Source organism: Desulfarculus baarsii DSM 2075 (assembly GCF_000143965.1).
Lineage (GTDB): Bacteria > Desulfobacterota > Desulfarculia > Desulfarculales > Desulfarculaceae > Desulfarculus > Desulfarculus baarsii.
On the sequence record NC_014365.1, the window covers coordinates 725,177 to 750,884 of the forward strand.

Sequence of the window (25,708 nt, forward strand, 5' to 3'; positions counted from 1 at the left end):
CGCGCAAAGGAAAGAAGTTTCCGGGCTATTCCAGGGTTTCGGCGTCGAAGTCGGCGCAGAGGATGAAGCGGCGGCCGTCGGCGGCGTGAAACCACGACGAGACGGTAACGCAGCGGTTGCCCGAGGCCATCGAGATGTAGGGCGTGGAGACATAGCGCTCCAGCCCCGCGCCCAAAAGCAGGTAGTAGCGCTTGAGCGACTGGTCGGCGCCTTTGGGGGCCGGGCGGTAGAGCACCTGGCCGCGATAGTTGATCTTGTGGGGCGCGCAGACCGTCTCGCTGACCTGGCGGCCGTTTTCGTCCAGGACGTAGACGCACTCCAGCCAGGGATGAACGCGGATCATCTCGCGCAGCCGCGCCTCGATGTCGGCCAAGGCCACGCCGCTGACCATGGCCAGCAGGCTGCTCTCGACCTGCTCCAGGCGGCGGCCCCACTCCTTGCTGCGCACGGCGTTGGCCATGGCGTGCTGGCGCAGGCAGGCGGCCAACTCGCCTATTTCGCCGCGCGATGCGCCATTTGCCGCGCCGCCGTCCTCCGACGGCCGGCCCAGCAGATAGCCCTGCAAGAGGTTGACGCCCATGTCCAGGGCGGCGATGGCCTCTTCCTGACGCTCGACGCCCTCGGCCAGCACCAGCGCGCCGATGCTGTGGCCCAGGGCCACCAGGGCCCGCACCACCTGCTGCTTGTAGAAGTGCCGGTCCAGGTCTTGGACCAGCGAGCGGTCGATCTTGATGACGTCGGGCTTCAACAGGGCGATGCGCTCCAGGTTGCTGTGGCCCGAGCCCACGTCGTCCAGGGCCAGCACGAAGCCGTGAGCGCGGTAGGTCTCGACGAAGCGCTGGAGCGAGTCCATGTCCCGCACCTTGGACTCGATGATCTCGATGGCCACCGTGGCCGGGTCCAGCCCGGCGGCCTCCACCGCGCGCAGCAGGTGGTTGGAGCCGGCCACGCCTTGGTCCAGCAGCGAGGCCTCGAAGTTGATTGAAACGACCTGATCGCGCCGCCGCCGGGGCAGGGCGCGGAAGCCCTCCAGGGCCTTGCGCCGGCAGAGGCGGTCCAGTTCCAACAGCAACCCGCAAGCGCGCGCCGCCCGGAAAAGCTCGGGCGGCGGCACGGGTTGGCCGGTGAAGGGATGGCTGGCCCGGGCCAGGGCCTCGTAACCGATGACGGCCTGGGCCATCATCGAGACCACGGGCTGATAGTGGCTGCGCACCAACTCGCGCTCGATGATCGCCGCCACGTCGGCGGGCGACAAACCTGGCGTTGGCCGGGGTTGCGGGCGTTGCTGCTGGGGGGCTTGGCCGTTCACGAGGGTCTTTCCGCCGGTTGCCGTTGGGGTTGTGCCGATTCTGCGCGGAGCCTGGCCGCCAACAAATGCAAGCGGCGGGCCATCGGGATGCGTTTCCGATAAGGCCCACCGCTTACTTGGTTTTTGCCGGCCGCGCCCTGGTCCGGCGAGGCGGTGGTCTGTTGGCGTGCGTTACCTTTTTGTAAGATCGTCTTACAAGTGATACCCCGGCGTAACTTTAGGCCGCGCCGGCCTGGGCGATGGCCCGGGCCAATTGGCCGGCCAGATCCAGGGCCGCGTCCACGCCGGCGGCGGCGTCGGCGGCGGCGAGCATGCGCCGCACGATGGCGCTACCGACGATGACGCCATCGGCGTGCCTGGCCAGGGCCGCGGCCTGTTCGGGCGTGCCCACGCCAAAGCCCACGGCCACCGGCAGCGGCGAGGCCGCCCGCACCTGGGCCAGGCGCTCCAGCAGCGGCCCGCCCACCTCCAGGGCCGCGCCGGTGACGCCGGTCATGGAGACATAGTACAAAAAGCCCCGGCACTGGGCCAGCACCAGGGGCAGGCGCTGGTCATCGGTGGTGGGCGTGGCCAGGAATATCGTGTCCAGATCGGCCGCGTTGGCGGCCGCGTCCCACGGCTTGGCCTCCTCGGGCGGCAGATCGGGGATGATCAGGCCCCGCGCGCCGCTCTGGGCCGCCCGCCTGGCGAACTCCTCCAGGCCCATGTGCAGAATGGGATTGTAATAGCTCATGATCACGATGGGCGTTTGCAGCTTGGGGCTCAGCTCGGCCAGGGCCGCCAGCAGCGAACCCGGCGTGACGCCCCGGTCCAGGGCCAGTTGGCTGGACTCCTGGATCACCGGGCCGTCGGTCATGGGGTCGGAAAATGGCAGGCCCACCTCGATGATGTCGGCTCCTGCTTGCTCCAGGCCCAGCAGCAGCCGGGCGAAGCCCTGGGCGTCGGGCAGGCCGCCGGTGACAAAGGGGATGAAGGCGGCGCGTTTTTCTTGTTTGGCCCGGGCAAAGGCCTGGGCGATCGTCCTGCTCATGGCTACTCCTCGATCAGGGCGGCGGTCTGGCTGCCGTCCTTGTCGCCGCGTCCCGAAAGGCACACGACGATGATGGAATCCTGGGGCATGCGCGGCGCGACGTGTTTCAGGTGGGCCAGGGCGTGGCTGCTCTCCAGGGCGGGGATGATCCCCTCCAGGCGCGAAAGCAGCTTGAAGGCCTCCAGCGCCTCCTGGTCGGTGACCGAGGCGTACTCGGCCAGGCCGGCGGCCTGGAAGTGGCAGTGCTCCGGGCCGGTGCCGGGATAATCCAGGCCGGCGGCGATGGAGTGGGCCTCCAGCACCTGGCCCCAGGCGTCTTGCAGCAGGCGGATCAAGGCCCCGTGCAGCACGCCGTCGTGGCCGGCGCCGAGGCAGGCCGAATGCTTGCCGCTGTCCAGGCCCAGGCCGCCGGCCTCCACGCCGATCTTGCGCACGCCGGGCTCGTCGATGAAGGGGTGGAACATGCCCATGGCGTTGGAGCCGCCGCCCACGCAAGCCAGCAGCACATCGGGCAGCTTGCCTGTTTTTTCGACGATCTGGGCGCGGGTCTCGCGGCCGATCACCGCTTGAAAGTCGCGGGCCATGGCCGGGTAGGGGTGGGGGCCCACCACCGAGCCGATGATGTAATGGGTGTCGGCCAGGTTGGTGACCCAATAACGCATGGCGTCGCTGACGGCGTCTTTTAGCGTGCGCGCCCCGCAACTGACGGGTTTTACGCTGGCGCCCAAGAGCTTCATGCGCGTGACGTTTAGGGCCTGGCGCTCGATGTCCACCTCGCCCATGCAGACCACGCACTCCATGCCCAGTAGGGCGCAGGCCGTGGCCGTGGCCACGCCGTGCTGGCCCGCGCCGGTCTCGGCGACGATGCGCATCTTGCCCATGCGCCGGGCCAGCAGGGCTTGGCCCAGGGCGTTGTTGATCTTGTGCGAACCGGTGTGGGCCAGATCCTCGCGTTTGAGGAAAATGCGCGCCCCGCCGTAATGGGCGCTCAGGCGCTTGGCCTCGTAGAGCGGGGTCTGGCGGCCGACGTAGTCTTGCAGAAGCTGGTCCAACTCGGCCTGGAAGGTCGGATCGACCTTGGCCGCGGCGTAGGCCGCCTCCAGTTCATGGATGGCCGGCATCAGCGTTTCGGGCACGAAGCGCCCGCCAAAGCGTCCGAAACGGCCTTGCGCGTCGGGCAGCTCAGAGCGCGGCGCGGGCGTTTTGGATGAATCTTGCAAGTTTGGCATGATCTTTTCTCCCAGGTTGGGCTTCCACGCCGCTGGAGACGTCCACGGCGAAGGGCTTGACGGTCTGGATGGCCAAGCGAACGTTATCGGGGTTGAGGCCGCCGGCCAGGATGATCGGCCGGCTCTGGGCCACGGCCAGGGCCAGGGGCCAGTCGAAGGTTTTTCCCGTGCCGCCGGCCAGGCCCTGGACCTTGGCGTCGAGGAGCATGGCGGCCTCGGGGTGGGCGGCGGGGTCGGGGGCTTGATCCAGCCCCACCGAGACGACGCGGATGACGCGGCGCGGCCCGCCCAGCAGGCGGTCGGCGGCCTGGTTGGCTGGGCCGTGGAGCTGGACCATGTCCAGGCCGCAAAAATCGCGCACGTTTTGCACCTCGGCCACGGCGGCGTTCACGAACACGCCCACCGTGACCACCAGCGGCGGCAACTGGGCCACGATGTGGCGGACCTGGTCGGGCCGCAGTTGGCGCGGGCTATCGGCCAGCACGAAGCCCAGGGCGTCGGCCCCGGCGGCCACGGCGGCCATGGCGTCTTCGAGGCTGGTGAGGCCGCAGATCTTGACGCGCGTGCTCATCGGGCGGCCTCGGCGGCTTGGCGCAGCGCCGCGCAGGCCGCCAGCGGGTCGGCGGCGGCCATCAGCGCCCCGCCCACCAAAAAGGCGTCCAGGCCGGCGGCGCGCAGACGGGCCACGTCGGCCGGGCCGCTCACGCCGCTCTCGGCCACGGTCAGCACATGGGCCGGGATCATGGGCCGCAGGCGCGCCGCCGTTTGCACATCGACCTTCAGCGTGTCCAGGTTGCGGTTATTGACGCCGATCAACGGCGGGTCCAGGGCCAAGGCGGCGGGCAGCTCCTCGGCGGCGTGAACCTCCACCAGCGGGGTCAGGCCCAGGGCCAGGGCCTCGGCGTAGAGAGCGGCCAGGCGCTGGGGCGACAGGGCCGCGGCGATGAGCAGGGCCGCGTCGGCCCCGGCCAGGCGGGCGGCGGCCAGTTGCAACTCGTCGATGTGAAAGTCCTTGGCCAAAAGCGGCAGGTCCACCGCCGCGCGCACGGCGGCCAGATCGGCCAGCGAGCCCTTGAAATAGCTGGCGTCGCAGAGCACCGAGCAGGCCGCCGCGCCGCCGGCGGCGTAAAGCCGGGCCTGGGCCGCCGGATCGGCGGCGGGGTTGATGTCGCCGAGCGAGGGCGAGGCCTTTTTGACTTCGGCGATGATGGCCGCGCCGGGCCGGGCGCGCAGGGCGGCCAGAAAATCGCGGCCAGGGGCCATGGCCAGGGCCTGGGCGCGCAGCTCGGCGACGTCGGGCCGGGCGTGCAGGGCGCGGACCTCCTGGGCCTTCACGGCCAGCATGCGGGCAAGAAAATCGCTCATCTCAGGCGGCCTTTCCCGTTTGGGCCGTGAAGGCCACCAGTTGCTCCATCTTGGCCAGGGCCGCGCCCTCGTCGATGCTCTTGGCGGCCAGGGCCAGGCCATCGGCCAGGCCATCGGCCGCGCCGGCGGCGGCCAGGGCGGCGGCGGCGTTTAGCAAGACCATGTCGCGGGCCGGGCCGGATTGACCTTGCAGCACGCCCAGGCTGATGCTCTGGCTGTGCGCGGCGTCCCGGGCGGTGATCGCCTCGGCCGAGGCCGCGGTCAGGCCCAGATCCTCGGGCCGCAGGGTCAGCTCCTTGACCCGGCCTTCGCAAAGGTGGGCCAGGTTGCTGGGGCCGGTGATGGTGATCTCGTCATAGCCGCCCTGGCCGTGGACCACGTAGGCGCTCTGGCAGCCCAGGCGACCCAGCACGTGGGCCAGAGGCGTGGTCAGGGCCGGATCGAAGACGCCCATGACCTGGGCCGTGGCCCCGGCCGGGTTGGTCAGCGGGCCCAGGACGTTGAAGATCGTGCGCAGGCCCAGCTCGCGGCGCGGGCCGATGGCGTGTTTCATGGCCCCGTGCAGGGCCGGCGCGAACAAAAAGCCGATGCCCACTTCATCGAGGCAGACGCCGACCTGTTCGGCCGAAAGGTCCAGGTTGACGCCCAGGCGCTCCATCAGGTCGGCGCTGCCGCACGAGCTGGAAACGGCCCGGTTGCCGTGCTTGGCCACCTTGCAGCCGGCCCCGGCCACCACGAAAGCCGCCGTGGTCGAGACGTTGAAGGTGCCCGCGCCGTCGCCGCCGGTGCCGCAGGTGTCGACCAGCGGCCGGCCCTGGGCCGCCGCCTGGCTGGGCACGGCCGTGGCCTTGCGGCGCATGACCTGGGCCGCGGCGGCGATCTCCTCCACCGTCTCGCCCTTGATGCGTAGCGCCACCAAAAACGCCCCGATCTGCGCCGGCGTGGCCCGGCCCTCCATGACTTGGTCCATGGCCTGGGTCATCTCGTCTTCGCTCAGGTTTTGCCCGGCCATGGCCTTGGCGATGGCTGTTTTTATCATTTTATCCCTCGGCGTGTGTGTGAGAGCCTTTTTGCCGCGCCCCAAAAATAAAAGCCGCGGACCCGATGGCGGCGTCCGCGGCTGGATGAACCCTGTGCGGGAGGAATTCAGACCCAACAAGGCCCACGGCCGCGCCGACGCCAGCGAACGCGCCAGTTGCGCCAAGCCATGTCGCGGGTCGTGTTGGTCATCGATGGCCTCCAAAGTTTGTATACGGTATACATTTTATCCAAGCCGACGGGCGCGTCAAGGGAAAATGGCGGCAAAGCGCGGCGCGCGGCAAAAAAAATCGCCCGGCGCCGATCCGAGGCGGCGCGGGGCGGCATTGTCGATTCATACGCTGGCTGCAATTTGGCCGGCTTGGCCGGTGGTTGGCTCTGACGGGGGCGGCGCGGGGCGGCGATGCTAAACCGTGTTTGCCGAAATTTACTTGTGTTGCTATATTATGAAGATACTTTGTCACAGCTTTTGGAAGAAAACCTAATGTCCGACACAAAAAACACCCTGGAAAAGCTGCGTCAGGAAGAACGCGAGGCCCGGCGCAACCTGATCCTCGACGCGGCCGTGCGCCTTTTCTCCAGCATGCCCTTCCGCCAGGTTGGCATGCGCGACATCGCCGCCGAGGCGGGCATGAGCGCGGCCTCGCTCTATCGTTATTTCGCCGACCGCGACGACCTGTTCATCGAGGCGTTCATGCGCGAAAGCCAGATGATCGCCGCCGAGTTCGACCGCTACATGGCCGACAACCACAACCTGGGCGATCCGCTGGTGGGCGTGGCCAAGGTGCTGGCTCATTATCTGATCGACAACGAGTCGTTTTTTCGCATGATGACCTATTTCATGGTCGGCGCGCAGATCAAGCCCGAGGCGTTGGAGCGCTTTAACCAGACCGAGCGGCACCTGCTCAACGTCTTCGAGGACGCCTTCAAAAGCGCCGGCGTCACCGAAAACCTGCGCCTGCTCTCGCACGCGATGTTTGCGGCCATCAACGGCATCGTCATCACCTTCCGCAACTATCCCGGCCGCGACCTGGACGAGGCCAGGCGGCACATCCTGCGCCTGAGCGACCTGGCCGCCGAGACGTTCCGCTTGTGGGCCAAAAAATAGGCGGGGCGTTCAGACCGCTCGGTCCTGGCCATCCAGGGCCCGGCGGATGGTTCTGAGCATCTCGACCAGCCGGAACGGCTTTTGGATGTAGGCCAGGGCCCCTTTGTCGATGGTGACGGCTTTTTCGTCCAGGGCCGCGTAACCGCTGGCGATGATCACTTTTGCCGCCTGGTCCAGGGCCAGCAGCCGTTCCAGGGCCCGACGGCCGCCCATGCCGGGCATGCCCAGATCCAACAGCACCAGATCGATGAAGTGCCCCCGGGCGGCGTAAAGCTCCAGGGCTTGTTCGCCGCTGGCCGCCCGCAGCACGGCGTAGCCGTGGTCCTCGAGGATGGCCTGGGCCACCTCGGCCACCGAGTCCTCGTCATCGACCAGCAGAATCGTCTCGTTGCCGCGAGGCGGCGGCGCGTTGTCTGGGCCGGAGGGACTGACGGCCTTGGCCGTGGGCGGCGCGGCGGGGAAGTAGATGGTGATGGCCGTGCCGAGGCCGGGGCTGCTTTGACACTCGATGGCCCCGTGATGGCCGCGCACGATGCCGTAGACCGTGGCCAGGCCCAGGCCCGTGCCGCCGCCGATGCCCTTGGTGGTGAAAAAAGGCTCGAAAATGTGCTGGATGACCTCGGGCGGCATGCCGTGGCCGGTGTCGGCCACGCACAGCGTCATGTAGTCGCCCGGCTCCAGGGCCAGGTCCGAGACGGTTTTTTCGTGCTCCAGGCAAAGATTGCGCGTGCGAATGGTCAGCGTGCCGCCCTCGGGCATGGAGTCGCGGGAGTTGGCCGCCAGGTTGAGGATGATCTGCTCGAGTTGGATCGGGTTGGCGCTGATGGTGCGCGGCTCGGGCTCCAGGTCCAGCCTGATGGCGATCATCTTGGGGATGGTGCGCTCCAGCAGGGCCACGCTCTGGCGGACTTCGAAGTTCAGATCCACCGGTCCCAGTTCGGCGTCGACCTTGCGGCTGAAGGTGAGCAACTGGCGCACCAGGCTGGAAGCCCGCTCCAGGGCCTGGTCCATCTGGCTCAGGCGCTGCCTGTCGACCTCGCCCAGGCCCGCCGAGGCGGTCATGATCTGCACGTAGCCGTGCAGGGCCTGGAGGATGTTGTTGAAGTCGTGGGCCACGCCGCCGGCCAGGGTGCCGATGGCCTCCATTTTTTGCGAATGACGCAGTTGCACTTCCAGGCGGGCCCGCTCGGCCTCGTCGCGCAGGCGGCGGCTGATGTCGCGCATCAGGGCCACGTAGCCGGCCACCTTGCCCGTGGGCGAAAGCAGCGTGGAGATGGCCGTCTCCATGGGCGCCGGCTCGCCGTCCTTGCGCACGAAGCTCCACTCGCCGCGCCACGAGCCGTCACGCAGCACCTGGGGATAGACCTTGGCGCCGAAGGTCTGATAGCTGGCCTGGCTGGAGTGGATCATGGCCACCGACTGGCCGATGACCTCTTGGGCGTCGAAGCCGAACTGCTCCAGGAAGGCGCGGTTGCAGTCGGTGATGTTGCGCTGGATGTCCATGGTGACGATGGCGTCGGCCGAACCTTGGACGATGGCCCGCAGGTGCTCCTCGCTGGCCCGCAAGGCCTCCTCGCGGCTGTGGATGGCCCGGGCCATGGCCGTGAACGACGCCGTCAGGTCGTCGAACTCGCGGAACTTGCCGGCCGGCGGGGTGAAGTTGTCGTCGCCGCCGGCCACGCGGGCGGCGTTGGCCGCCAGCCACGAGATGGGCCGCTGCACCAGCCAGATGCTCCACAGGCCGATCATCGTGGCCAAAAGCACCACGATCATCATGCTGCCCAAGGTCAGGTTGCTCATCTCGCGCACCGGAGCGAAGGCCTTGTCCTCGGGCTGGGCCACCACCACCGGCCAGCCGGTCAGGGGGGCCAGGGCCACGCTGCCCAGCATGGGCCGACCGTTTTGCTCGAAACTGAACACGCCCTTGTGGCCGGCCACGGCCTCGCTGAAAATGGACAGATCCTTCAGGTTGCGCTGTTCATCGACGAAAGTGGGGTCGGTGTGGGCGATGGCCGTGCCTTTTTGGTCGACCACCGCCGCGTAGCCGCCGGGGCCTAGGTCGATTTGGGCGGCGATGTGCGACAGCTTGGCCAGGTTGAGGTAGCCCACCAGCACGCCGTCGTCCAGGGGCAGGCTCATGGTCATGGTCGGGCTGCCGGTGCGCGGCGAGATGAATGTGCTGGACCACACCGGCCTTCGCTCGGCCGAGCCCTGTTGGAACGCGGCATGGTTGGACCAGTCTATGCCCAGCAGGTCGAAGTGGTATGGCGCCAGGTTGGTCACCAGGCCATTGGCGTCCAAGACCATGATCATGTTGAATAATTCTGGGTGATGGGTCAGCTTGGAAGACAGGTAGCGATCGATCTGGCCGGCGGAGACGAGCCCGCCGTGGGCGATGTTGCCCTGCAACTCCAAGAGCTGGTCGCGCGCGCGGATCAAGAGTGAGTCGACTTGGCCGGCCAGGGATTGGGCCAGGGCCAGGTTGCGGTAGGCGATGTCGTCGCGCATGGCCTGGGTGGTGCGATGGCCGAGAAAGCCCATCAGGACCAGCGGGGCAAAGCCGATCAAAATAATGAACAGCAGGAGTAAATGACTGAGACGTAGCCGCTTGGCCATGGCAAGTTGTTTCCGCATCGGCGTTTGGATTCATCTTGGACGCCAAGGCCGGCGCTGCCGGAGCGCACGGCGCGCGCCGCGCGAAAAACGGCCTTGTTGGTCCGGGGCAAGCGTCTACATGCTATTTCTTCATATTACAATGATCTCTGCAAGACAAACGAAAATTCAGTCACGGCCGGCCGGCGGCGCGGGAACCAGCGGCGCCAACTGGCCGTCGCGCACGACCTGCAACTGGAGCGCGGCCGTGGGGTCGCCGTAGCGATCCATGGTGATGGGCCCCAGCAGGCCGTTGATCAGGCCCACGCTTTGCAAGCCCTGCTTGAGGCTCAGCTTCCGCGACAACGAGGCCTCCAGGCCCAGGGCCAGAAATTGCACGGCGTTGTGGCTGTGCACGCCGGTCAGCGAGGGCTGATATCCGAAGCGCCCGTGAAAATCCGCTTCGAAGCGTTTCAGACGTGGTTGGGCCTCGGGCAGGCAGGCCAGTTCGCTGGTGATCACGCCTTCCACCGACGCGCCGCCCTGCTGGGCCAGGGCCGGCGACAGGGCCCAACCGGCCAACATGATCGGGCCCTTGAAGCCCATTTTGCGCACTTGTTGACAGATGAAGGCCGCGTCCAGGGCGTTGGCGGCCATGGTCAGGCCGTCGGGCTTGGCGGCCAGGGCCTTTCGCGCCGCGGCCATGGCGTAGCCGCCCAGGGCCCCCTCGATCTCGATGCGTTCGACCATCTGGCCGCCGCCCTTGGTGAATTCTCGGTAAAACGACTCCATCCAGTCGCGGGTGTAGGCGGCGTTGGCCAGATCGACGATGGCCACCAGGCGTTTGAGGCCCAGCACGTCGCGGGCGTAGGCGGCCAAAATCTTGGCCAGTTGGGCGTTGGCCGGCCGCATGCGCCACAGGTAGTCGTCCTTGCCCACCAGGGCGTTGAGGCTGACGGTGGGGCTGATCAGGGGCACGCGACGCTGGTTGAAGGTCGCCACGGCGGGCACGGTCATGTCGCTGGTCATGTGACCGATCACCGCCGCCACGCCGGCGTCCAGCAGTTCTTGATCCATCACCCGCGCCGTTTCCTCGTCACCGCCGTCGTTGCGGGCCAACAGCTCCAGCCGCCGGCCGGCCACGCCGCCGCGGGCGTTGATCTGCTCCACCGCCAAAATCACCGCGTCGCGGCCGACCACGCCCGCGTCGGCCCCCCGGCCGGTCAGGGTGCCGCAATAGCCGATCTTGATCGGCTCCGGGGCCTCGCCACAGGCCGGCAGCAGGCACAGAGTCAGCCACAGCGCCACCAGCCGCCAGAGGCGTTCAACCCCGCCGGATGACGCGCAGTTTGCCTTCACGGATTGTCTCGAGCCAGAATCGGCCGCTCGCATCGCCATATCGATCCAACTCTATCGGCCCCTGCAGGCCGTCCAGCCGCCGGATATCGTTCAGGGCCTCCTTCAGGCCGCCGCCGCGCCGCGCCGCTTTCTCGGCGGCGGCGAACAAAAGCTGGGCCGCGTCAAAGGCGTGCATGGCCGCGAAGTTGGGCTCGTAGCCAAACCTGGCCACGAAGCCTTCCACGAAGGCCCGCCACTTGGCGTTGTTGGCGTCGTCGACGTGGGGCAGGGCCGCCACGACGCCTTCGACGGCCATGCCGCCGTGTTGCACCAAAAGCGGGGTCATGGCCCAGCCGGCCAGGATGATCATGCCCACGAAGCCGTGTTTGCGCAGTTGCTGGCAGAGCATGGCCGCGTCGGCGGCGTCGGCGGCGATGGCCACGGCCTGGGGCTTTTGGGCCATTATGTCTTTTATTATAATACGATAATCTGGCCGAGGGTTGGAACTGAAGACGTGGCGGCTGATTTTTTGCCCGCCGTGGCGGATGAAGGCCTCGTCAAAGCGCTCGGCCCAGTCGAAGGTGTATTGTCGATTGATCCATTCGACGGCCACCACCACCTGGCGCACGCCGGCCACCAGCGCCGCGTAGTGGGCCACGGCGTCGGTCTCGCCGCTGTTGCCCTGGCGCAGGCGAAAAAAATAGTCGTCGCGGCCGGCCAGGGTCGAGGCCGCGGCCGTGGGGCTGAGCAGCACCACCCGCCGCCGATTGATCAGGGGCAGGGCCGCAGTGGTCAGATCGGAAGTCATGTGGCCGATGATGGCCACGGCCCCGGCGTCGATCAGCCCCTGGTCGGCGCGCACGGCCGTCTCCGGCGACTGCTGGTCGTTGGCCACCAGCAGCCGCACCGGCCGGCCGGCCACGCCGCCGCGCCGGTTGCGCTGTTCCACGGCCATGGTCACCGCGTCGCGGGCCGGCACGCCCAGGTCGGCCGTCTTGCCCACCAGGCAACCGCAAAAACCGATGATCAGTTCCTCTCCGCGCCGGCAAGCCGCCGTGGCGGCCGCCAACATGACGATCAACCCCGCCAGGGCCAGGACCAAGCCGGCGCGAGGGATGCGTGTGCTGGTTGTTTTCATCGTTGCTGCTTCACATGCCCATGCCGTTCGCCGGGTTGGCGACGATTTTCATGATGACGACGCTGGCGTGGCGGTGACGAGGCCGCCGGCCGGGTTGGGGCGGGCCGGTTTTGACAAACCAAGGCGTTGAGCGATCGCAAAGGGGTAGACCACCCCACGCCCGATTGTTTGGATTATGCCAGCGGTCGGCGCGGAAAGGCAAAGTTGTTTTTTTGGGGGGGAGAAGATGCGGTGGCCCCGGGGCGGCCGCCGGCGGGCTAGTGTTTTTTATCGCAGCCGCGGCAGGCGGCGTCGTCGGGGGCGTGGCCCCTGGCGGCGGGCGGGGCTTGGCAGCCCTCGCAACCGCCGCACGAACCTTCCCGTGATTCGTTCCACAGCCGCCGGGCCACCATGAAAACGGCCACGGCCACCACCACGACCACGACGATCGTCTGCCACATGGTTCTCACCCCAAGCCCAGGGCCAAGCCGCCCTGATGCACCGCCAGGGCCAGCAGGTAGGCCAGGGCGGTGGTGTAGGCCAGGCCGAAAAGCGCCCAGCGCCACGAGGCCGTTTCCTTTTTGATCACCGCCACCGTCACCAGGCACGGCGCGTAGACCATCACAAAGATCATCAGCGTCAACGCCGTCAGCGGGCTCCAGCCCGGTTCGGCGGCCAGGCGCTGGGCCAGGCCCAGCGGCTCGTCGGCCTCGACCTGGCCCAGGCTGTAGGCCGTGCCCAGGGTCGAGACGATGACCTCCTTGGCCGCGAAGCCGCCCACCAGGGCCACGTTGACCCGCCAATCAAAGCCCAGCGGGGCCATGATGGCGTCCAAGCCCCGGCCCATGCGGCCGGCCGCCGAGTTGGCCAGAGCGGCCTGGGCCATCTGGCCGGCCAGTTGCTCGCCCGTCTCCTGGCTGGGCGCCGCGTCGATGCGCGCCCGCCAGGCGGCGGCCTGGTCGTCGGGCAGGCCGGGGTAGGTCATCAGCGCCCACATGATGATGCTGATGCCCAAGATCACCGTGCCGGCTTTCTTTATATATTGCCACGTGCGCTCCCAGGTGTGAATCAAAAGGCCGCGCGCGGTGGGCAGGCGGTAGGGCGGCAACTCCATGACAAACGGCGCGCTCCGGCCGCGCAGGATCGTCCAGCGCAGCAGCCGGGCGGCCAGCAGGGCCAGGCACCAACTGACGATGGTCAGGCCGAACATCACCGCCGCCTGGCGTTGGCCGAAAAAGGCCGCCGTCAACACCGCGTAGACCGGCAGCTTGGCTCCGCAGTTCATCAGCGGCACGGTGAGGATGGTTGCCAGGCGGGCCTTGGGGTCGGCCAGGGTGCGCGTGGCCATCACGCCGGGCACGGCGCAGCCGCCAGTGATTCCGCCGCCGACGATCAGGGCGATGACCGAGTTGCCGTGCAGGCCAAAGGCCCGCAGCACCCGGTCGAGCAGGAAGGCCGCCCGGGCCAGGTAGCCCGAGTCTTCCAGGAAAGCCACGGCCAGGAACATCAGCATGATCAGCGGCACGAAGCCCATCACCCCGCCCACGCCGTCGATGACGCCGCTGATGAGCATCTCGCGCAGCACCCCCGGCGGCGCGTGGGCCGCGACCATGTCGCCCAGCCAGCCGAAACCGGCCTCCAGCCAGGCCACTGGCGTCTCGGAGGCCCAGAAGACGAATTGATAGACCGCATAGAGCACGAAAAGCAAAAACAGCGGCCCGAACAGGCGGTTGAGCAGCACCTTGTCGATCTGGTCGCTCATCTCCAGGCGCTGCACGCGGGGCTCGGTGACGCACTGACGGTAAATGCTGCCGATGAAGCCATAGCGATAATCGGCGATGACGCCTTCGACGTCGTCGTCGAGGGTGGCCTGGATGTGCCGAGCCACGCCCTCGCGGATGGCCTCCAGGCGTTGGGCCAGGCCCGGCGTCTGGCCGACAAGCTTTTGCACTTCGGCGTCGCGCTCCAGGAGCTTGACGGCCAGCCAGCGCGGCGAAAGGCCCTGGCCCGCGCCGGCCCCGTGGGCGGCGATACAGGCGCTCATGCGCACGATGGCCTCGTCCACGTCGGGGCCGTAGGATATCTCCAGCGGCCGCCACGGCGCGCCCTGAGCGGCCACCTGGGCCACGGCGCGCAGCAACCCGTCCAGGCCCTTGCCCGTGCGGGCGACCAAGGGCGCCACCGGCGCGCCCAGCAGGTCGGTCAGGCGCTGGGCGTCGATCTTGAGCCCCCGCGATTCGGCCAGGTCCATCATGTTCAGGGCCACGACCAGCGGCGCGCCCAGTTCCATGATCTGCACGGCCAGATAAAGATTGCGCTCCAGGTTGGAGGCGTCGACCACGGCCACGACCACGTCGGGCCGGTCTTGGATGATGAAGTTGCGGGCGACGACTTCCTCGAGCGAATAGGCGCTGAGGCTGTAGGTGCCGGGCAGGTCGACGATCTCGAAAAGTTGGCCCTCGCGCTGGGCCTGGCCCGATTTTTTTTCGACGGTGATGCCGGGGTAGTTGCCCACGTGCTGGCGCGCGCCGGTGAGGGCGTTGAACAGCGAGGTCTTGCCGGCGTTTGGGTTGCCGGCCAGGGCCACGACGATCTTGCCGCCGGCCATCAGGCTTGCTCCTCTGGCTGGACAAAGACGTGGTCGGCCTCGTTGTTGCGCAGCGTCAAGTTGTAGCCGCGCAGCTTGATCTCCACCGGATCCTTCAGCGGCGCGCGGCACATCATCTGCAACCTGGCGCCCGGCGCCAGGCCCATGTCACGCAGACGCCGGCCCAATTCGCCCTTGGCCGTCAGCTTGGTGACCACCGCCCACTGGCCTTGGGCCAGGGTGCGCAGGGTGGGGTTGTCGTTCATCGATCTTCTCCGGCGGCCTTCTGGCCGCCCGTGGTCGTGGTGATGTTTGGCCCCCCTCGAGCGACGCGGCGTATAAATTAACCCATCGTTGGATGCTGTCAAGCTTGTTTGACCTGACGAAAGTTTACGCGCCGCCGGCCGACGGGGCAAGGCGCGCGTTTTTTTCTTGGCGCGGCGCGCCCGGCTGTGCTACCGTCACAAACGGTCAATGTTCCGGGAGTCATGCGAAACCGATCATGAACAACGCCAGCCTACATAATTGTCTCTGCCTCTACCGCTATTATTATTACTATCAGCCGCTGGGCGGCTGAAACTATTTAACCCAGACAATTTACTAGCTTTTTTCACCAACCAGCGAAGACGTTCGTCCGCGCGGGCCCAAAAAGCCACGGGCTTGGCTTGGCCGCGCCATGGGCGACCATGGAGAAGATATCATGTTGAAACGTTTGGCGGTTTTTGTAGCGGCCCTGATGCTGGCCGGCGCGTGCGGCGTGGCCCAGGCCCAGCAGACCCTGACTTACAGCAATTTTTTCCCGCCCACCCACGCCCAATCGGTGCTGGCCCAGCAGTGGTGTGACGAGGTGGCCAAGCGCACCGACGGCAAGCTGCGGGTGCAGTACTTCCCCGGTCAGACCCTGACCAAGGCCCCCCAGGCCTTCGAGGGCGTCACCGCCGGCCTTTCCGACATCGCCATGGGCTGCTTCAGCTACACTCGCGGCCGCTTCCCGGTGATGGAGGTGGTGGATCTGCCCCTGGGCTACCAGAATGGCCAGGCGGCCACCGCCGTCATCAACGAGGTCTACGCCCAGCTCAAGCCCAAGGAGCTTGACGGCGTGGAGGTGCTCTATCTGCACGCCCATGGGCCGGGCCTGTTGTTCACCAAGGACAAGCCCGTGGCCAAGCTGGAGGACATGAAGGGCCTGAAGATCCGCTCCCACGGCTCGTCGGCCCGGCTGGTGCAGGCCCTGGGCGGCACGCCGGTGACCATGGCCATGCCCGAATCCTACCAGGCCCTGTCGCGGGGCACCGTCGACGGTTCGGTCCACCCCACCGAATCCAACCTGGGCTGGAAGCTGGGCGAGGTGGTCTCCTATCGCACGGCCTCGTTCCCCGTGGCCTACACCACCGGCTTTTTCGTGGTGATGAACAAGGCCAAGTGGGACGCCCTGCCCGAGGACGTCAAGGCCACCGTGCGCCAGGTCAACCAAGAGTGGATCGCCAAATCGGCCGCGGCCTGGGACAAGGCCGACGAGGCCGGCCTGGAGTACTTCCTGAGCCTGCCCGGCCGCAAGGACATCGCCCTCGACGCGGCCGAAAGCGCCCGTTGGGCCGCGGCGGCCAAGCCGGTGCTCGACGAATACGCCAAGGCCATGGACGAGCGCGGCTTTGACGGCAAGGCCATCGTGAGCGCGGCCCAGGCGGCCCTGGCCAAGCACAACGCCGCCAAATAGAAAGGATCAGCCCCATGTTGGAGCGGCTTACGTCCTTGGTCAGCCGATTGTTTTCCATCGCCGCCGGCGCGGCCCTGGTGCTGATGATGGCCCTGACCTGCCTGGACGCCATCCTGCGCGACATCAACATGCCTCTGGTCGGCATCAACGAATCGGTGACCTATCTGGGCGCCCTGGTGCTGGGCTTCAGCCTGCCCATGACCCAGCGCCGGGGCGGCCAGGTGGGCGTGGAGCTGCTCAGCCGCAAGCTGACGGGCCGGCCGGCCGAGGCGCTGGCGGTGCTGGTGAGTCTGGTCTCGCTGATTCTCTGCGCGGTGACGGCCTGGCAGTGCTGGGCCTACGCCGGCGAGCTCAAGGCCAGCGGTGAGGTCTCGATGAACCTGGGCCTGCCGGTGCATCTGGTGACCCAGGCCATCGCGGTGTCGTTTGGCGCGCTGTGCCTGGTGATCCTCAATCAGATGGTCGCGGCCATCGGAAGGCTGGCGGCCAAATGAGCCCCGATGTGGTCGGTTTGGTCGGCATCATCTTGATGCTCATGATCTTTCTCACCGGCATGCCCGTGACCTACGTCATGGCCCTGGTCGGTTGGCTGGGCTTTTCCTACATCGTCTCGCCCGAGGCCGGCTTGCAGCTTCTGGCCCGCGACATGGTGGGCACCTTCCAATCGAGCACGCTGGTGGTGGTGCCGCTGTTCACGCTGATGGGCCAGTTCGCCTTGCAGGCCGGGGTCAGCAAGCGGCTCTACGAAGTGGCCCACCGCTTCACCGGAGCCATGCCCGGCGGCCTGGCCATGGCCACCGTCCTGGCCTGCACCGGCTTTGGCGCGGTGTGCGGCTCATCCACGGCCACGGCGGCGACCATGGCCACCGTGGGCCTGCCCGAGATGAGCCGGCGCAATTATTCCCCGGCCCTGGCCACCGGCGCGGTGGCCAGCGGCGGCAGCCTGGGCATGCTCATGCCGCCCAGCGTGGTGCTGATCGTCTATGGCGTGCTGACCGAGGCCTCCATCGGGCGATTGTTCGTGGCCGGCATCATCCCGGCGCTGCTGATCGCCCATCTGTTCATCGTGGCCATCGCCGTGGTCTGCTGGCTGCGGCCCAAGGCCTGCCCGGTGGGCGAGAGCTACTCGTGGGCCGACAAGTTCGCCGCGCTGCGCGAGGTGGGCGAGGTGATCCTGGTCTTTTTGCTGGTGCTGGGCGGGCTGGTGCGCGGCTGGTTCACCGAGATCGAGGCCGGCGGCGTTGGCGCGATGCTGATGCTGATGGTCGGCCTGGCTCGCCGGCAGATGACCTGGCTGGCCTTTCGCAAAGCCCTCAACGACACCCTGTGGACCTCGTGCATGACGATGATGCTGGTGGCCGGGGCGGTGGTCTTCGGCCACTTTCTGACCATCACGCGCATCCCCTTCGCCGTGGCCGAACTGGTGGCCGGGCTGGACTGGCCGGCCTGGGCGGTGATCGTGGCCATCGGCGCGGTTTATCTGATCGGCGGCTGCATCATCGACGCCCTGGCCCTGGTCATGCTGACGGTGCCGATCTTCCTGCCCATCGTCACGGGGCTGGGCTTCGATACGATCTGGTTCGGCGTGATCATCGTGCTGCTGACGCAGATGGGCGTGATCACCCCGCCGGTGGGCATAAACGTCTATGTCGTGCAGGGCATCGCCCGCGACGTCAAGCTGGAGGCCATTTTCAAGGGCTCGATGCCTTTCCTGGTCGCGCTGATCGTGGGCATGCTGATCCTGGTGACCTTCCCGCTCATCGCCACCTGGCTGCCCGACCAAGTCTATCAACACCTGGCCGTGGGGCGCTGACGCGCCAGCGGCTCAGGCCTTTTTCGCGCGCGGGCGCGCCGCCGGGGGCCCAGACCTCTGGGGCGCGCCCCGCCTTTGCCGGCGGCCGGGCGCGCCGCCTTGGCCCTCAGCCGACGATCACCGGCTGGCCCAGGTTGCCGAACGAGAAGTTGTAGAACACATTGTGGCCGTTGTAGTCCAGCACGCGCAGGTCGTCCTCCTGCAAGACGTCGCCCATGATGTAGTCGAACTTCTTGCCGTACTTCCTGCGCACCTCGTCCACGTCCAGTTCGTAGGCGATGAACTTCATGATGCCCTTGGCCTGAAGCTTTTCGACGAACTTTGGCTCGCTCAGCGAACCGTAGCTGGTCAGGATCAGGATCGGGCCGGTGCCCGTGAAGATAACTCCCGCCTTCATGACGCGCCTCCTTGTCAGAAGTTAAGAGCCCCTCCCTTGCTTCTGATTTCAGTCTGCGGCCGGTGGCGTGGCGCTGTCAATGGGCCAAATCACGGCGTGACGACGGGGTTTTGGTGGGTCGTGGCGCGGCCTGGCCGGCCGCCGGGCGGGTCAGCGCGCCAGCAGGCCCTTGAGCGCGGCCCAGTCGATGGCCGCCACAACCTCGGCGGCCCGCTTGGCGTCGGCCTGCACCTGGACGACGACGGTCTGCGCCGCGTCGTAGGGCGCCTCGGCGTCTGGCTCGGCCTCCATGAACACGCCGCCTTCCTCCTCGATCATGCGCCAATCGCCGATGAAGATGGTGGTCACGCCCTCTTGCCAGCCGTTGTGCGGGTCTTGCTCGCCTTCGCTGCGGAAGGCCTGGAGGCCCTCCACCGCCTCGATCGGCTTGACCGGCCGGGCGAAGCTTTCGGAAAACGAATTGGCGGTGAGGATGATCTCCAGCTTGGCGTCGTGGGGGGCGTAGGCCTCTTCGACGCCGCGCAACTCCTGCTCGCGGCCGGCGTAGACGGCGTCGAGCCTCTGCGAGACCTCCTCGGCCTGGCGCTGCAAGACCTGGGCCCGCTGGTAGTCGCCCTTTTCCATGGCCGTGGCCATCTCGGCCACCAGCTTTTCGAATTGCTCCTGGATCTGTTTGGACGACTGATCGTCTTCCTGCTTTTTGAGGATCTCCACGCCGTCGCTGATGACCTTGGCCTGGGCCTCCTCCAGGCGGGGCGTGTCCTGCCACGAGACCTGATAGGCCACCATCAGCGGCGCTTCCTCGGCGCCCACGCCCATGTAATCGGGGGCGACGACCTCGGTCTGGTCGACCAGATCCCAGCCCTCCGGCCCGGCCGGATGGGCCTTGGCGAAACAGTCCAGCACCCGCACGTAAAATTCGCGCTCGTTGGGCAGAGCCTGACGCGATTCGCCGTCGGCCAGGGCCGACTGGGCCGGCCAGGCCAGCAGCCAGCACAGCATCAAAGCGTAATTGATTGATTTGCCAAGCATGAGCCTATTGCGCCCTTTTGTCGCTCACGGTTGGGCCCGCGGTCGCCACGAAATGATTCACCCCTCCGGCGCGGCCGGAAGTTGGGCATAATTTACACGATATTCGGTCGAACCGGCTGGGAAAATTGAACAACGACCACCAACGACCCACTTTGGCCGCGTCGCGCCGGCCTACCCCCGGATTACAGCCCCAGCCAGGCCGCCTGCTCGGGGCCGACGGTGTCGGCCAGGCCAGCCAGATATTCGCGCCCGACCATGAACGCCGCCGCGCGCAGCCGGCCGATCTCGGCCATGGTCTGGGCCAGCTTTTCCTGGTCAACCGTGGGCGCGCTCATCTGATAGGCCGCCTCCAGGCAAAGGGCGCAGATCTGGCCGTGCAGGGCCATGAGCTTTTTCAGCCCGGCGTGGGCCAACTCGCGCACCCGCGCCAACTGGGCCTGGCTCAGGCCTTGCTGGGCCAGGTCCGGCCCTTTGTAGCCGCCCGCCATGCCCGCCATCATGCCGCAGCCGGCCATGGCCTCGCCGCCGGCCACCAACGCCGCCGCGCCGCCGGCCGCTTTCATGTGGGCCATCATCATGGCCATCATCCCGCCCTGGCCCATGGCGGCCATCTTGCCCATGGCCGGTTTTTTGGGCTTGGCCCGGGCGGCGGCGGCCGGTTTGGCCAGGCCCTGGCCGTGACCTGGCTGGGCCAGGGCCGCGCCGCCGCACAAAACAAACGCCGCGACGACAAGCAAAACAAACGCGCGTTTCATGATCAACCCTCCAAAGGATCAGCCCATGGTTGAAATTATCAGGCCCCGCGCCCCGGTCGCGCAAGAGCCGATTGCCCCGCCGGCCGGCCGGCCCTATACTTGCCCGATGAAAAGCCTTCACGACCAAACCCTGGCCCAGCCGCCGTTTCTACCCGCCAGCCGCGCCGAGATGGACGACCTGGGCTGGGCCGAACTGGACGTGCTGCTGGTCAGCGGCGACGCCCACGTCGATCATCCCGCCTTTGCCATGGCCCTGCTGGGCCGCTGGCTGGTGGCCCACGGCTTTCGCGTGGGCGTGGCGGCCCAGCCCGATTGGCGGCGGCCCGATTCCGTCACGGCCATGGGCCGGCCCAGGCTGCTGGCCGGCGTGGGCGCGGGGGCGGTGGACTCCATGCTGGCCCACCGCACGGCCTTCAACCTGCCGCGCAGCGACGACGCCTACACCCCCGGCGGCAAGGCCGGGGCCAGGCCCGATCGGGCCACCATCGTCTATGTCAACCTGGTCAAGCAGGCCTTCCCCGGCCTGCCGGTGGTCATCGGCGGCATCGAGGCCTCGCTGCGGCGGGTGACGCACTATGATTTCTGGACCGACAAGCTGCGACGCTCGATCCTCCTGGACGCCAAGGCCGACGCCCTGGTTTACGGCATGGGCGAGCTGCCGCTTTTGGCGATCGCCCGCCGCCTGGCCCAAGGCGACGCCGACGAGCCGGTGGCCCGGCGGCTGCTGGGCGCGCCCGGCGTGGCCGTCATGGGTCGCATCGAAGACCTGCCGCCCCAGGCCGAGGTCGTGATCCTGCCCAGCCACGAGGAAATCGTGGCCCAGCCGGCCCGCCTGATGGAGGCCACCCTGGCCCTGGAGCGCCAGGCCCACCAAGGCTGGCGCTGGGCCGCCCAGGCGGTCGGCGGCCGGGCCTTGCTCGTGGCCCCGCCGGCCCGGCCCCTGAGCACCGCCGAGCTGGACATGCTCCACGATCTGCCCTTCCGCCGCGTGGCCCACCCGATCCATGATCAGCCCGTGCCCGGCCTGGCCACGGTGGCCACCTCGATCATCTCGCACCGTGGCTGCGGCGGCGGATGCAGCTTTTGTAGCCTGGCCCTGCACCAGGGCCGGGCCATCAGCTCGCGCTCGGCCCGATCGATCCTGGCCGAGGCCCAGGAATTGGCGCGCCTGAACAACGGCCGCGTGGCCATCAGCGACGTGGGCGGGCCCAGCGCCAACATGTGGGGCGGCCGCTGCGCCGGCGATCGCCAAAGCTGCGCCCGCGCCAGTTGCCTGACGCCAAAGATCTGCCCACAGTTCCAGGTCGACCAGATGGCCATCATCGATCTGCTGACGCGCCTGGCCGCCACGCCCGGCGTGGGCCACGTGCGGGTGGCCAGCGGCGTGCGTTTCGATCTGGCCCTGCAACAACCCGCCTACGCGCGGGCCCTGGTCGAGCGCTTCGTGGGCGGCCAACTGAAGCTGGCCCCCGAACACGTCAGCCCCGGCGTTCTGGCCCTGATGCGCAAGCCCGGCCTGGATGTTTTCGAGCGATTTTTGCGGGTGTTCGAGCAGATCAGCCGTCAGGCGGGCAAAGAGCAATACGTCGTGCCCTACTTCATGAGCGCCTTTCCCGGCTGCGGCGACGCCCAGATGCGCGAGCTGACCCAGTGGCTGGGCCAACGCCACTGGCGGCCCCAACAGGTGCAGTGCTTCGAGCCCACCCCCGGCACGGTGGCCACGGCCATGTTCGCCACCGGCCAAGACCCCCAGGGCCGGCCGATCTTCGTGGCCCGCGACGGGGCCCAGCGCCGGCGACAGCACGGCCTGCTCACGCCGCGGCCCGGCCGCCGGCGCGGATAAAAAAGCCGCTTCCGGCCCGGCCGCCAAACAGCGCGGGGCTTGATCCGCCCGCGCGCCCCCGGCCAGGGTTTAGCGCAAGCGCAGCGGCAGCCTCAGCGTGCCCGGCGCGCCGCTGATGACCAGATCCACCGTGTTTTGCCCTTCGGCCAGCAAGGGTTTGCCGTCGCCATCGTTCAGGCCAAAGCGCATCAGGTAGAGCTTGGACCACGGCCCCCAGAACGGATAGAGCGCCTCGTCGATGGCCGTGCGCCTGGTCAGGCGGCGACGGTCGAGGGGCGAGATCTTGCGTCCGTCTGGCGTTTGCAGATAGACCACGAAGGTTGGCTCGCTGGAGGCCAGGTTGTTCCATTTGTCCTCGGGCACGTAGAGGCTGAGGATCACGTCGTGGAACTTGGCCAGGGCCGATGCGGCCTCGGCCTGGGCCTGGGCCTGGGCCTTGGGCCCCAGGTCGAAGGCGGCCACGCGGCGCTGGATCTGGGCCTGGCGCACCGCCGCGTTGAGGGGCAGGGCCGCCGCGTTCATGACCATGGCCACGCCGTCGTGATCCTGGGCCTGGGCCAGGTCCGGTTCGATGACGGCCAGATAGGCCTGCTGTTCGGGCCGCTGAGCGGGGTCGAACTCGGCCCCGATCTTTTTGGCCGTCTGGCAGCCGCAGAGCGCCGCCGTCAGCAGGCAGCACAGGGCCAGGGCCAGCCTTGCCTTGCTCATCGAGCGCCTCCTTTGGGCCCGAAGACCTCGCCAAAGATGAAATCGACGTTTTTGAAGTGGGGGGCCAGGTCGAACTGTTTTTCGATCAGCGCCGGCCCGCCCTGGCCCAGGGCGGCCATGACCTCGGCGTCGGCCAGCAGGCGTTGTTTGAAGCTGCCGCCCTCGGCCCAGGTGGCCATGGCGTTGCGTTGCACCAGGCGGTAGGCGTCCTCGCGGCTGAGGCCGGCCTCGACCAGGGCCAGCAGCACCTGTTGGCTGTGGATCAGTCCGCCGGTGAGGTTGAGGTTTTTGAGCATGCGCTCGGGGTGGACCGTCAGGCGCTCGACCACGCCGGCCAGGCGATGCAGCGAGTAGTGGGCCAGCACGTTGGCGTCGGGGCCGATGGCCCGCTCCACCGACGAATGGCTGATGTCGCGCTCATGCCACAGGGCCATGTCCTCCAGGGCGGCCATGGCGTAGGCCCGCAGCAGCCGGGCCTGACCCGAGAGGTTTTCGCTGCTGACGGGGTTGCGCTTGTGGGGCATGGCGCTGGAGCCCTTTTGGCCCTTGCCGAAGCTCTCCTCGACCTCCAGCACCTCGGTGCGCTGCAAATGGCGGATCTCCACGGCCAGGCGTTCGACGCTGCCGCCCAGGATGGCCAGGGCGCAGAAATACTCGGCCAGGCCATCACGGCTGACGACCTGGGTCGAGGCCACGGCGGCGCGCAGGCCCAGCTCCTCCATGACCATGGCCTCCAACTCGGTGGGCAGATGGGCGTAGGTGCCCACCGCGCCGCTGATCTTGCCCCGGGCGGCGGCGTCGATGGCGCTGACGACGCGGTCGCGGTCGCGCTGGAACTCGGCGTGAAAGCCGGCCAGCTTGAGGCCGAAGGTCACCGGCTCGGCGTGGATGCCGTGGCTGCGGCCCATCTGGGGCGTGAGCTTGTGCTCGTGGGCGCGCTTTTCCAGGGCGGCCAGCAGGCGATCGAGGGCGGCCAGGATCAACTGGCCGGACTGCTTGATCAAAAGGGCGTAGGCCGTGTCGAGGACGTCGGAGCTGGTCATGCCCATGTGGATGAAGCGGCTCGACGGCCCGACGTGTTCGGCCACGTTGGTCAAAAAGGCGATGACGTCGTGGCGGGTCTCTTTTTCGATTTCTTCGATGCGCGCCGCGTCAAAGGCGGCCTTGGCCTCGATCTGGGCCAGATCCTCGGCCGGGATGCGGCCCAGCTTATGCCAGGCGCGGCAGGCGGCCAGTTCGACCCGCAGCCAGGCGGCGTATTTGCTCTCGTCGGTCCAGAGTCGGCCCATTTCGGGCAGGGTGTAGCGGGCGATCACGTCGGGGTTCCTCCACTGGGACGCGGCGACGGCGGCCGCGTGGTTTTAGCGATTATCGTAGAGCCTGGCGGCGCTTGAGTCAATGCGATACGGCGGCCGCGCGCCCCTCAGCCCAGGATGATCCAGCCGCCCAGCCACAACGCCGCCGCCACCGCCACCACGGCCAAGGCCGGGGCGAAGACGCCGTAGCAGCGGCCCAACGAACAGGCAAAGTAGTCGCGGCTCATCAAAAAGCAGATATGCACCGGCGAAAGCATCATGCCGGCATAGCCACAGAAAAAGGCCAGCGCGCCCCAGGCCATGAAGGCCACGCCCTGGGCGTCGGCGAACAGCGGGACCACCAGCGGAAAGCTGGTGGCCACGAAGGCGAAGGCGATGCCCGTGAGCATCCCGCTGAGAAAGGGCAACGCCGCCACCATGGCCAGGGTGGGCACGCCGTAGCGCGCCAGGTCGAGCTGCACCAGGGCCACCGCGCCCGATTCGCTCATGAACGTCTGGAAGATCGTCACGCCCAGCACCAGCAAGGTCATGTCCAGGGTTTCCATGCGTTTCAGCGCCGCCCAGAGGTCGCGCCAGCCCAGCCGGCCCTTCAGGCAGACCTGGGCCACCGCCGCCACGAGCCCGGCCAAAAGCGGCGCGCCCGGCGGCCATGGGGCCGGCCGGCCGGCGGCGGAAAGGCCCAGCTCCACAAGCCAAAACAGCGGCAGCGCCGCCACCACCGTGATGATCGGCCCCACCTCGCGCAAAAAGGCCGCCCAGCCGCCCCGACGATCGGTGAGGGCCGGCGCGGGCAGCTCCAGCGGCCGCAGCAGGAAATACCAGCCAGCCGCCACGTGAACCAGGGCCAATGGCAGCATCAACAGAACATAAGCCCACAGTTGGACGTGCAACAGGGCCACCGAGAAGATCACGCCCGGATAGAGCGGCCACCAATATTCGCCGTGGTGCCGGAACCAATAGTTGACCGTGGCCAGCTTGGCCCCCAGGTCGTCCTGGGCCCGCCAGCCGGGGCAGGAGGCCTCGACCATGGGCGCGGAAAAAAGCGCCCCGCCAGGCATGGGCAACAGGCCGATCAACGCCGGCATCACCGCCGCGGCGGCCTTGGGCGAGCGGGCCGCCACGCCGAAGCTCTCCACGATGCGTTGCAACTGGCCGGTTTGCTGCATCAGGCGGCTCAGCACCAGGATCAACAGCACCACCAGCACCAGGTTGATCGTCAGCGGCCGGCCCAGGGCCAGGGCGCACGGCTCGGCCAGATCGCTCGGGCCCAGGCCCATCCACAGGCCCAGCAGCGGCCCGGCCAGGGCCAACGCCAGGCCCAGCTTGAGCCCCAGCCGGCCGGCCGCCAGCACCGCCACGAAACAAATCAACACCTTGGCCAACGCCGGCCAGGCCATGAAGTCAGCAAACATGA

General features: G+C 67.9%; 23 protein-coding genes. 5 read left to right on the forward strand and 18 right to left on the reverse strand.

The features are described from left to right. Window positions 1-25 precede the first annotated feature (25 nt). From DEBA_RS03145 to trpD, 6 genes are all read right to left on the reverse strand, one after another. Window positions 26-1,309, reverse strand: a complete 1,284-nt coding sequence (locus DEBA_RS03145) for an EAL domain-containing protein (protein ID WP_013257458.1) — start codon at window positions 1,307-1,309, stop codon at window positions 26-28. A 217-nt stretch (window positions 1,310-1,526) separates the two neighbouring features. Next, a complete protein-coding gene (trpA, locus tag DEBA_RS03150) occupies window positions 1,527-2,339 on the reverse strand; it encodes a tryptophan synthase subunit alpha (protein WP_013257459.1) in 813 nt (270 codons plus the stop codon). 2 nt (window positions 2,340-2,341) lie between these two features. Further along, a complete protein-coding gene (trpB, locus tag DEBA_RS03155) occupies window positions 2,342-3,568 on the reverse strand; it encodes a tryptophan synthase subunit beta (protein WP_013257460.1) in 1,227 nt (408 codons plus the stop codon). Continuing rightward, a complete protein-coding gene (locus DEBA_RS03160) occupies window positions 3,522-4,139 on the reverse strand; it encodes a phosphoribosylanthranilate isomerase (RefSeq protein ID WP_013257461.1) in 618 nt (205 codons plus the stop codon). The genes trpB and DEBA_RS03160 overlap by 47 nt, the downstream gene beginning before the upstream one ends. Continuing rightward, window positions 4,136-4,933 (reverse strand): indole-3-glycerol phosphate synthase TrpC, encoded by a 798-nt coding sequence (gene trpC, locus DEBA_RS03165; RefSeq protein ID WP_013257462.1) that lies wholly within the window; start codon window positions 4,931-4,933, stop codon window positions 4,136-4,138. The genes DEBA_RS03160 and trpC overlap by 4 nt, the downstream gene beginning before the upstream one ends. A gap of 1 nt (window position 4,934) precedes the next feature. Next, window positions 4,935-5,972 carry an anthranilate phosphoribosyltransferase gene (gene trpD, locus DEBA_RS03170; RefSeq protein WP_013257463.1) on the reverse strand — a complete coding sequence of 346 codons (1,038 nt, stop codon included), beginning with the start codon at window positions 5,970-5,972 and terminating at the stop codon, window positions 4,935-4,937. 483 nt (window positions 5,973-6,455) lie between these two features. Here trpD and DEBA_RS03175 point away from each other — a divergent pair, with 483 nt between their 5' ends. Continuing rightward, entirely contained in the window at window positions 6,456-7,079 is a 624-nt protein-coding gene (locus DEBA_RS03175) for a TetR/AcrR family transcriptional regulator (protein ID WP_013257464.1), read from the forward strand. Window positions 7,080-7,088: 9 nt separating this feature from the next. Here DEBA_RS03175 and DEBA_RS03180 read toward each other — a convergent pair whose 3' ends face one another. The 6 genes from DEBA_RS03180 to DEBA_RS03205 form a co-directional block, all read right to left on the reverse strand. Then, on the reverse strand, window positions 7,089-9,695 hold the full coding sequence (locus DEBA_RS03180) for an ATP-binding protein (protein WP_013257465.1): 2,607 nt from the start codon (window positions 9,693-9,695) through the stop codon (window positions 7,089-7,091). A gap of 165 nt (window positions 9,696-9,860) precedes the next feature. Then, a complete protein-coding gene (locus DEBA_RS03185; protein WP_013257466.1) occupies window positions 9,861-11,030 on the reverse strand; it encodes an ABC transporter substrate-binding protein in 1,170 nt (389 codons plus the stop codon). Then, entirely contained in the window at window positions 10,996-12,147 is a 1,152-nt protein-coding gene (locus DEBA_RS03190) for an ABC transporter substrate-binding protein (protein ID WP_013257467.1), read from the reverse strand. The genes DEBA_RS03185 and DEBA_RS03190 overlap by 35 nt, the downstream gene beginning before the upstream one ends. Window positions 12,148-12,404: 257 nt before the next feature. After that, window positions 12,405-12,587 (reverse strand): FeoB-associated Cys-rich membrane protein, encoded by a 183-nt coding sequence (locus tag DEBA_RS03195; RefSeq protein ID WP_043813623.1) that lies wholly within the window; start codon window positions 12,585-12,587, stop codon window positions 12,405-12,407. Between the two features lie 5 nt (window positions 12,588-12,592). Next, complete coding sequence (gene feoB, locus DEBA_RS03200) at window positions 12,593-14,734, reverse strand: ferrous iron transport protein B (RefSeq protein WP_013257469.1); 2,142 nt, start codon at window positions 14,732-14,734, stop codon at window positions 12,593-12,595. Continuing rightward, the gene (locus tag DEBA_RS03205) at window positions 14,734-14,979 is read right to left on the reverse strand and encodes a FeoA family protein (RefSeq protein ID WP_013257470.1); all 246 of its coding nucleotides are present in this window, start codon (window positions 14,977-14,979) and stop codon (window positions 14,734-14,736) included. The genes feoB and DEBA_RS03205 overlap by 1 nt, the downstream gene beginning before the upstream one ends. 434 nt (window positions 14,980-15,413) lie before the next feature. Between DEBA_RS03205 and DEBA_RS03210 the strand changes: the two genes are divergently transcribed. From DEBA_RS03210 to DEBA_RS03220, 3 genes are read left to right on the forward strand one after another with little or no spacing between them, the layout of a single operon-like run. Next, on the forward strand, window positions 15,414-16,430 hold the full coding sequence (locus tag DEBA_RS03210; protein WP_013257471.1) for a TRAP transporter substrate-binding protein: 1,017 nt from the start codon (window positions 15,414-15,416) through the stop codon (window positions 16,428-16,430). A 14-nt stretch (window positions 16,431-16,444) separates the two neighbouring features. Then, a complete protein-coding gene (locus DEBA_RS16760) occupies window positions 16,445-16,924 on the forward strand; it encodes a TRAP transporter small permease (protein WP_013257472.1) in 480 nt (159 codons plus the stop codon). Beyond that, window positions 16,921-18,243 (forward strand): TRAP transporter large permease, encoded by a 1,323-nt coding sequence (locus DEBA_RS03220; protein ID WP_013257473.1) that lies wholly within the window; start codon window positions 16,921-16,923, stop codon window positions 18,241-18,243. The genes DEBA_RS16760 and DEBA_RS03220 overlap by 4 nt, the downstream gene beginning before the upstream one ends. Window positions 18,244-18,349: 106 nt before the next feature. On the opposite strand, the gene DEBA_RS03225 is transcribed toward DEBA_RS03220, so the two are convergent. The 3 genes from DEBA_RS03225 to DEBA_RS03235 all read right to left on the reverse strand — a co-directional run bounded on the left by DEBA_RS03225 (window position 18,350) and on the right by DEBA_RS03235 (window position 20,427). Beyond that, the gene (locus tag DEBA_RS03225; RefSeq protein ID WP_013257474.1) at window positions 18,350-18,640 is read right to left on the reverse strand and encodes a hypothetical protein; all 291 of its coding nucleotides are present in this window, start codon (window positions 18,638-18,640) and stop codon (window positions 18,350-18,352) included. 150 nt (window positions 18,641-18,790) lie between these two features. Then, on the reverse strand, window positions 18,791-19,672 hold the full coding sequence (locus tag DEBA_RS18305; protein ID WP_013257475.1) for a hypothetical protein: 882 nt from the start codon (window positions 19,670-19,672) through the stop codon (window positions 18,791-18,793). 182 nt (window positions 19,673-19,854) lie between these two features. After that, a complete protein-coding gene (locus DEBA_RS03235; protein ID WP_013257476.1) occupies window positions 19,855-20,427 on the reverse strand; it encodes a periplasmic heavy metal sensor in 573 nt (190 codons plus the stop codon). Between the two features lie 106 nt (window positions 20,428-20,533). On the opposite strand from DEBA_RS03235, the gene DEBA_RS03240 reads away from it, so the two are divergent. Then, entirely contained in the window at window positions 20,534-22,270 is a 1,737-nt protein-coding gene (locus DEBA_RS03240) for a YgiQ family radical SAM protein (RefSeq protein ID WP_013257477.1), read from the forward strand. A gap of 69 nt (window positions 22,271-22,339) precedes the next feature. Here DEBA_RS03240 and DEBA_RS03245 read toward each other — a convergent pair whose 3' ends face one another. The 3 genes from DEBA_RS03245 to DEBA_RS03255 all read right to left on the reverse strand — a co-directional run bounded on the left by DEBA_RS03245 (window position 22,340) and on the right by DEBA_RS03255 (window position 25,706). Continuing rightward, window positions 22,340-22,978, reverse strand: a complete 639-nt coding sequence (locus tag DEBA_RS03245; protein ID WP_013257478.1) for a hypothetical protein — start codon at window positions 22,976-22,978, stop codon at window positions 22,340-22,342. Further along, window positions 22,975-24,294, reverse strand: coding sequence for an adenylosuccinate lyase (gene purB / locus DEBA_RS03250; protein WP_013257479.1), 1,320 nt, complete (start codon window positions 24,292-24,294; stop codon window positions 22,975-22,977). Before purB ends, DEBA_RS03245 begins: the two co-directional genes overlap by 4 nt. Before the next feature lie 107 nt (window positions 24,295-24,401). Beyond that, window positions 24,402-25,706, reverse strand: coding sequence for a DUF401 family protein (locus DEBA_RS03255; RefSeq protein WP_013257480.1), 1,305 nt, complete (start codon window positions 25,704-25,706; stop codon window positions 24,402-24,404). Between the last annotated feature and the right edge of the window lie 2 nt (window positions 25,707-25,708).